We start from the raw sequence: 6523 nt of genomic DNA on the forward strand, positions 1-6523 counted from the left end.
GGATGCCTCAATCCAGAGAGGTGAGGACGAACGCCTCGACGCTCTGCTCCTTGCCCTTCAGCGTCAGCGCGCCGAGCGGGCGGACCTCGGCGCCGGGCCCGAGCTGGGCACGGGTCGTGGCCCCGATGACCACCGTGCCCGGCTCGGCCAGGGACTCCAGGCGCGCGGCGACGTTGACGGCGTCCCCCATCGCGTTGAACCCGCGCAGCTCCGGGGCGCCGATGTTGCCCACGAGCGCCAGACCGGTGTTGATGCCGATGCGGAACCTCGGGTAGCCGGGGTTGCCCGCCGCGATCTCCTCGGCCGCCGCCTGCATGGCGAGGGCCGCCCGCGCGGCCTGGGCGGCGTGCATCTCCTGCGCCGCCGGGGCGTTGAACAGGGCGAGCAGGGCATCGCCGACGAACTGCACGATCGTCCCGCCGTGCTCCAGCACGCACGGCACGGCGACCCCGTGGTAGCGGTTCAGCATCTCGACGATCTCACCCGGTTCGACCCGCTCGGAGAACGTCGTGAACCCCTTGAGGTCGGCGAACAGCGCGGTCAGCTCGACCAGCGACCCACCGAGCGCGGCCTGGTCAGGGTCGGCGAGCAGTGACGCCGCGACGTCCGGCGACATGTACTGCCGGAACAGCGTCTCCAGCTCGCGGTACAGCCGGGCGTTCTCCAGCGCGATCGAGAGCTGGCTCGCCAGCGTGGCCGCGAGCGCCTCGTCCTGCCGGGTGGCGCCGACGGGCACCTCCAGGGCCCCGGCCAGCACGCCCTTCACGGTCAGCGGGTGGACGACGACCCCGTCGCCGATGATCACCTCGGTCTCCTTGAAGTCGTCCACGCCGAACCGCCGCTCGCCGACCGCCACCTGCCCGTTCGACACCAGCCCGATGCGCACGTCCCCGTACGCCTGCCGGACCCGCTCCAGCGACCCGGCCAGCAGCTCTTCCTCGCGGAGGCCGACCCGCGCGCGGCGCCCGACGTCGACCAGCGCGCCGAGCCGCGCCGACAGCTCGCGCTCGGCCGCCAGGGCCTGCCCCGCGCGGTCCAGCACGGCGGCCTGGCCCTCGTTCAGCCGGAACTTGCCGGCCAGCCGGGTCGCCACGGGCGGCCCCGAGGACGACCCGCTCTCACCCATGCGCCGCAGGTGGCCGACCAGCTCTTCGAGGGCCTCGTCGTACCGGGCCTGGATGCGGCGGATCGTCGCCGCCAGCGCCACCGAGTCGAACAGCCCCTGGCTGGAGCCCTCGCGCCGGAACTGGATGTAGGCGCTGTAGGCGACGAAGACGAACGCCAGCGTCAGCAGCAGGTGCCACTCCCACCACGACATGAGCCAGTTCGGGCGGAAGAACCCCGCGACCATCGCCTCGCCCAGCAGCGCGTACGCGGTCAGCAGGCTGACGAGCATCGCCGAGGGGCGCCTGCGGTGGATGCGGAACATCAGCGCGGCGGCCAGGGCGAAGAGCGCGGCGCCGATCCACGAGACGAAGCCGATGGTCGCCCCGCCGGGGGGAGGCACCGCGCTGAGCGGTGTGAGGCCTTCGACCAGCGAGGCCCAGCCCCAGGCGACCAGGATGACCACCAGGCCGGCGCGCAGCAGGTCGGCCCGGGCCAGGATGGCGGCCGCCGCCCGCTCGCCGAGCGGCAGGGACGAGGCGAACGCCAGCACCGAGGCGAACGTCAGGCCGACCGGCTGGCCGATGTCGAAGGCGTAACTGCCATGTTCCACGATGATGGTCGGCGTGGCCAGGCCGTGCAGCAGGAAGAACCCGGCGCTGCCGAGGAAGACCAGCGAGACGAGCAGCAGCCGCGCGTCCTGGCGGCGGGCGGCCGCCTGGCTGATCAACAGGCCGAGGACGACGTTGACGCCCGCGACCGCGACGATCAGCAGGAAGTGGCTGGGCGGGTGCTCCCAGCGGATGTTCAGCCGGTCGGGGTTGGACAGCAGCAGCCACAGGCCGAGCAGCGGGAACGCCATGTGGAGCGCCCAGACGACGCCGCGCACCGGCTGGGTCGCGGGTGGCAGATACGGATCGTCCGCGGGGTCTCCTGGGGGTGCTCCGGCCGGGGGGCTCGCGGGAGACGCCTCCGCGTGATCGGTCGACGGCACGGTTCTCCTCCGCATGGGCCGGTCGAGTTCTGCCGGATGTGGCGATTATCCCGCTGGCCGTGGGAGGCGGAGGACAGTCATGGGTTTCGACGGGACGAATGCCCCTGGGAACATCGGCCCTCGCCGGAGGCGCCCGGGGTAACGGGCGACCGAAACATCCATTATTTTGTCAGATACGACCGGATAAATGCGAATACCGGACGTCCGCTCTGAAGGCGGTGGATCTGTGGGGGGATCCACCGCCTTTCCGAAGCCCGAAGCCCGAGCCGAAGCCCGAAGCCCGAGCCGAAGCCCGGAGACGGACGCCACTCAGGCGCCGAAGACAGCTCAGGCGCCGAAGACCGCCGGAAGCGGCGCCTCCTGCACCGCGCGCAGCTCGTCCACCGGGATCTCCAGAACGTCCTCGACCATCAGCGTCTCGCCGCCCGTCGTGCCCAGCCCGTAGCAGGGCACCTCGTGCCGTGCGCACAGCTCGGCGAACTCGTCGAACGCCTCCGGGCGCACGGCGACCAGCACGCGCGCCGTGGACTCGCTGAACAGGCCGGTGAAGGCGTCCTCGATGGGCAGCCGGACGGTCGCGCCGACCCCGCGCGCCAGCGTGGCCTCGGCCAGGGCCACGGCCAGGCCGCCGTCGGACACGTCGTGCGAGCCCTCGGCCAGCCCGCGCCTCGCCACCTCGGCGAGGACGACGGCCAGCGCGCGCTCGGCCTCCAGGTCGACCGCCGGGGGCAAGCCGCCGAGGTGCCCGTGAGCGACGTGCGCCCACTCGGAGCCGCCGAACTCCTCGCCGGTGTCGCCCAGCAGGACGATCTTCAGCCCGGGCGCGGTGAAGCCGTGCGGCACGCGCCTGCGCACATCGTCCAGCACGCCGAGCACGCCCACCACGGGCGTCGGGTGGATCGCCGTCGAGCCGGTCTGGTTGTAGAACGAGACGTTGCCGCCGGTCACCGGCACGCCGAGGGTCTTGCAGGCGTCCGCGAGCCCGCGCACGGCCTCGGCGAACTGCCACATCACCTCGGGGTCCTCCGGGGAGCCGAAGTTGAGGCAGTTGGTGACGGCCAGCGGGCGCGCGCCGGTGACGGCGACGTTGCGGTACGCCTCGGCGAGCGCGAGCTGCGCCCCCGCGTACGGGTCGAGGCGGGCGTAGCGGCCGTTGCCGTCGGTGGCCAGGGCGAGGCCGCGGTCGGTCGGCTCGGCGCCCGGCATGACCTCGCCGACGCGCAGCACCCCGGCGTCGGCCGGCGTGGCGAGCACGGTGTTGCCCCGGACATAGCGGTCGTACTGGGAGGTGACCCACTCCTTGGAGGCGAGGTTCGCCGACCCGAGGAGCTGGAGCAGCGTGGCCCGCAGGTCCGACGGCCGCGGCAGGCGCCCGGCGTCGTCGGCGTTCAGCGTGGCCTGGCCGGCGGGCTCGTGGAACGGCCGCTCGTACACCGGGCCCTCGTCGGCCGCGGTGCCCGGCGGGATGTCCACGATGACCTCGCCCTTCCAGGTCATCACCAGCCGCCCGGTGTCGGTGACCTCGCCGATCACCGTGGCCGGGACGTCCCAGCGGGCGCAGATCGCCATGAACGCGTCGATGTCCTCGGGCGTCACGACGGCCATCATGCGCTCCTGCGACTCGCTCATCAGGATCTCCTCGGGGAGGAGCGAGGGGTCGCGCAGCGGCACCAGGCCGAGGTCGACGCGCATGCCGCCCGTGCCCTTGGCCGCGAGCTCGGTCGTCGCGCAGGACACCCCGGCCGCGCCGAGGTCCTGGATGCCGACGACGACGTCGGCCTCGAACAGCTCCAGGCAGCACTCGATGAGGAGCTTCTCCATGAACGGGTCGCCCACCTGCACGGCGGGCCGCTTGGCGTGCGCCTCGTCCTCGAAGGTCGCCGAGGCGAGCACCGAGGCGCCGCCGATGCCGTCGGGGCCGGTGCGGGCGCCGAACAGCACGACCTTGTTGCCCGGGCCCGGCGCGGTGGCGAGCTTGATCTGGTCTTTGCGCAGCAGGCCCACGCACAGCGCGTTGACCAGCGGGTTGCCGATGTAGCAGGGGTCGAAGACGACCTCGCCGCCGATGTTCGGCAGGCCCAGGCAGTTGCCGTAGGAGCTGATGCCCTCGACGACGCCGGGCAGCACCCGCCGCGTGTCGGGGGCGTCGAGGGCGCCGAACCGCAGGGAGTCCATGACGGCGACCGGCCGGGCGCCCATCGACATGATGTCGCGGACGATGCCGCCGACGCCGGTCGCCGCGCCCTGGTGGGGCTCGACGTACGACGGGTGGTTGTGCGACTCGATCTTGAAGGTGGCGGCCCAGCCGTCGCCGATGTCGACGACGCCGGCGTTCTCGCCCATGCCGACCAGCAGGGCGTCCGACTTGGGGGCCTTGGTGCCGAACTGGCGCAGGTGCACCTTGGACGACTTGTAGGAGCAGTGCTCGCTCCACATGACCGAGTAGATGGCGAGCTCGGACGACGTGGGCCGGCGGCCCAGGATGGCCCGCACCCGGTCGTACTCGTCGGCCTTCATGCCGAGCTCGGCGTACGGCTGCGGCTCGTCGGGGGTCCGGTCGGCCCGCTCGACTGAGTCGATCATGTGTGCTCCTCGCGGCGCGCTCGTGGCGTCGGTCACAGGTTGACGAACCTCTTCAGGATCGAGGTGAAGAAGCCCCTGCCGTCCACGCTCGGCGCTCCGGTGAGTTCCTCGACGGCGTGCTCGGGGTGGGGCATGAGGCCGACCACGTTGCCCGCCTCGTTGCTGATGCCCGCGATGTCGTTGATCGACCCGTTCGGGTTGGTGCCCAGGTAGCGGAAGACGACCTGGCCGCCGGACTCCAGTGCGGCGACCGTGGCCGCGTCGGCGACGTAACGGCCCTCGCCGTGCTTGACGGGCAGCAGCAGTTCCTGGCCGGGGGCGTAGTCGCCCGTCCAGGCGGTCGTGGCGTTCTCGACGAGGACGCGCTGGTCGCGGCAGACGTAGTGGAGCCCCTGGTTACGGGTGAGCGCGCCCGGCAGCAGGTGGGCCTCGCAGAGGATCTGGAAGCCGTTGCAGGTGCCGAGCACGGGAAGCCCGGCGCGAGCCGCCGGGATCAGCTCGTCCATCAACGGCGCGAAGCGGGAGATCGCCCCGCACCGCAGGTAGTCGCCGTAGGAGAAACCTCCGGGCAGGAAGACCGCGTCCACACCCCTGAGATCGCGGTCGGCGTGCCAGAGGGGGACGGCCTCCGCGCCCGCGTGCCGGACGGCCCTGGCGGCGTCCTGATCGTCAAGGGTTCCCGGAAATGTGACCACGCCCACGCGGGCAGCACCCATGGCTTTCGTACCCCTCCACATGCGAACGCCGCGCCGACGTCTCACACAAGATCGGACGGCGGTCTCGCGGCGGTACACCTCAGGCTACCCGCTGGCCGCACGCGACCGGTCCCCAGCCGTCCGACGCCTTCTCCGTGGTGTTGGGCGTGACCCACCCACAGGCCGACTAGTCGTGAGCCGAGGCGACGAACCAGAGGACGTGATGCGGGTGGTCCTCGGTGAATCCCCAACGAGTGGACAGGGCACGGATCAGGCGGATGCCGCGGCCGGACGACGTCAGGTCGTCGTCGGGGTGCGCGGGGATGCTCGGGATGGTCTCGGCGCCTTCGTCGGCGACCTCGATCCGCACGTCGCCGTTCTCCTCGATCGTCATGGTCACGCCTATCGTGACGGATTCGGTGTGTGACAGGGAGTTGGTGGCGGCCTCCGAGAGCAGCAGGACCGCGTCGTCGCGGCGGGGATGACCATCCAGGATCTTGCCCAGCCAGCGCCGGGCCTCGGCCACGGAAGTCTCGGCGGCCGGGAAGACGGCGGTCTCGGTTCGCGGGGCGGGAGTGCTCATCGCGTCAGGCGTCCTTGGTCAGGGGGTGGCGGAGGACAGGCCGTACGGCACACCGGACGGGGTCTGCGGCGAGTGCCGATGTCACCAGCGGGTGACGTGGGATATACGACGTGGAGGATGACAGGCGGCGAGGCCCCGGAGGGCTCAGGCGGCCGGCGTGACCGCGGTGCGCGGACGGGCGCGGACCGGCGTCTCCTGCTCGGCTTGGCGCATCTGGGCGAGAAGCTCCTGCGCGGTGCGCGCCTCCACGACCAGCGGCTCCGGGGTCGGGTACAGGGCCAGGGCGTAGAAGCGGCGGCTCCACGGCCCGTACAGGATCGTCCAGGCCGGCTCCATGCGGTCGAGCAGTACCGCCGCGGCGCGGTCGGCGAGGTCGGGTTCGCCGCGTTCGACTTCGACGTACGGCTGTCCGAGAGCGTGCCGGCCGACCCGCTTGCCGCGACCTCGCCTGAACAGGCGCCACGGGCGTCTAAGTGGTCCCGCCCGTAAGTCCTTCGGGGGTCAGTAGCTGAGGTAGAGACCACAGGCGCAGTCGAGGGCTTCTTGGGGTGTGCCGGCTGACAT

At 72.0% G+C, this 6523-nt stretch carries 5 protein-coding genes; all 5 read right to left on the minus strand.

Going from position 1 to position 6523, the window contains the following annotated elements; translation table 11 throughout:
• Positions 1–7 precede the first annotated feature (7 nt).
• Entirely contained in the window at positions 8–2098 is a 2091-nt protein-coding gene (locus AB0H21_RS35180) for an adenylate/guanylate cyclase domain-containing protein (RefSeq protein WP_358525564.1), read from the minus strand.
• 327 nt (positions 2099–2425) lie between these two features.
• Complete coding sequence (gene purL, locus AB0H21_RS35185) at positions 2426–4681, minus strand: phosphoribosylformylglycinamidine synthase subunit PurL (protein WP_358525566.1); 2256 nt, start codon at positions 4679–4681, stop codon at positions 2426–2428.
• Positions 4682–4713: 32 nt separating this feature from the next.
• On the minus strand, positions 4714–5397 hold the full coding sequence (purQ, locus tag AB0H21_RS35190) for a phosphoribosylformylglycinamidine synthase subunit PurQ (protein ID WP_358525568.1): 684 nt from the start codon (positions 5395–5397) through the stop codon (positions 4714–4716).
• Positions 5398–5563: 166 nt separating this feature from the next.
• Positions 5564–5959: an ATP-binding protein gene (locus tag AB0H21_RS35195; protein ID WP_358525570.1), complete on the minus strand. Its 396-nt coding sequence runs from the start codon at positions 5957–5959 to the stop codon at positions 5564–5566.
• 144 nt (positions 5960–6103) lie between these two features.
• Complete coding sequence (locus AB0H21_RS35200; RefSeq protein WP_358525572.1) at positions 6104–6295, minus strand: hypothetical protein; 192 nt, start codon at positions 6293–6295, stop codon at positions 6104–6106.
• Positions 6296–6523: the final 228 nt, after the last annotated feature.

Source organism: Sphaerisporangium sp. NPDC051011, from assembly GCF_040653595.1.
In the GTDB taxonomy this organism is placed as follows: Bacteria; Actinomycetota; Actinomycetes; order Streptosporangiales; family Streptosporangiaceae; genus Sphaerisporangium.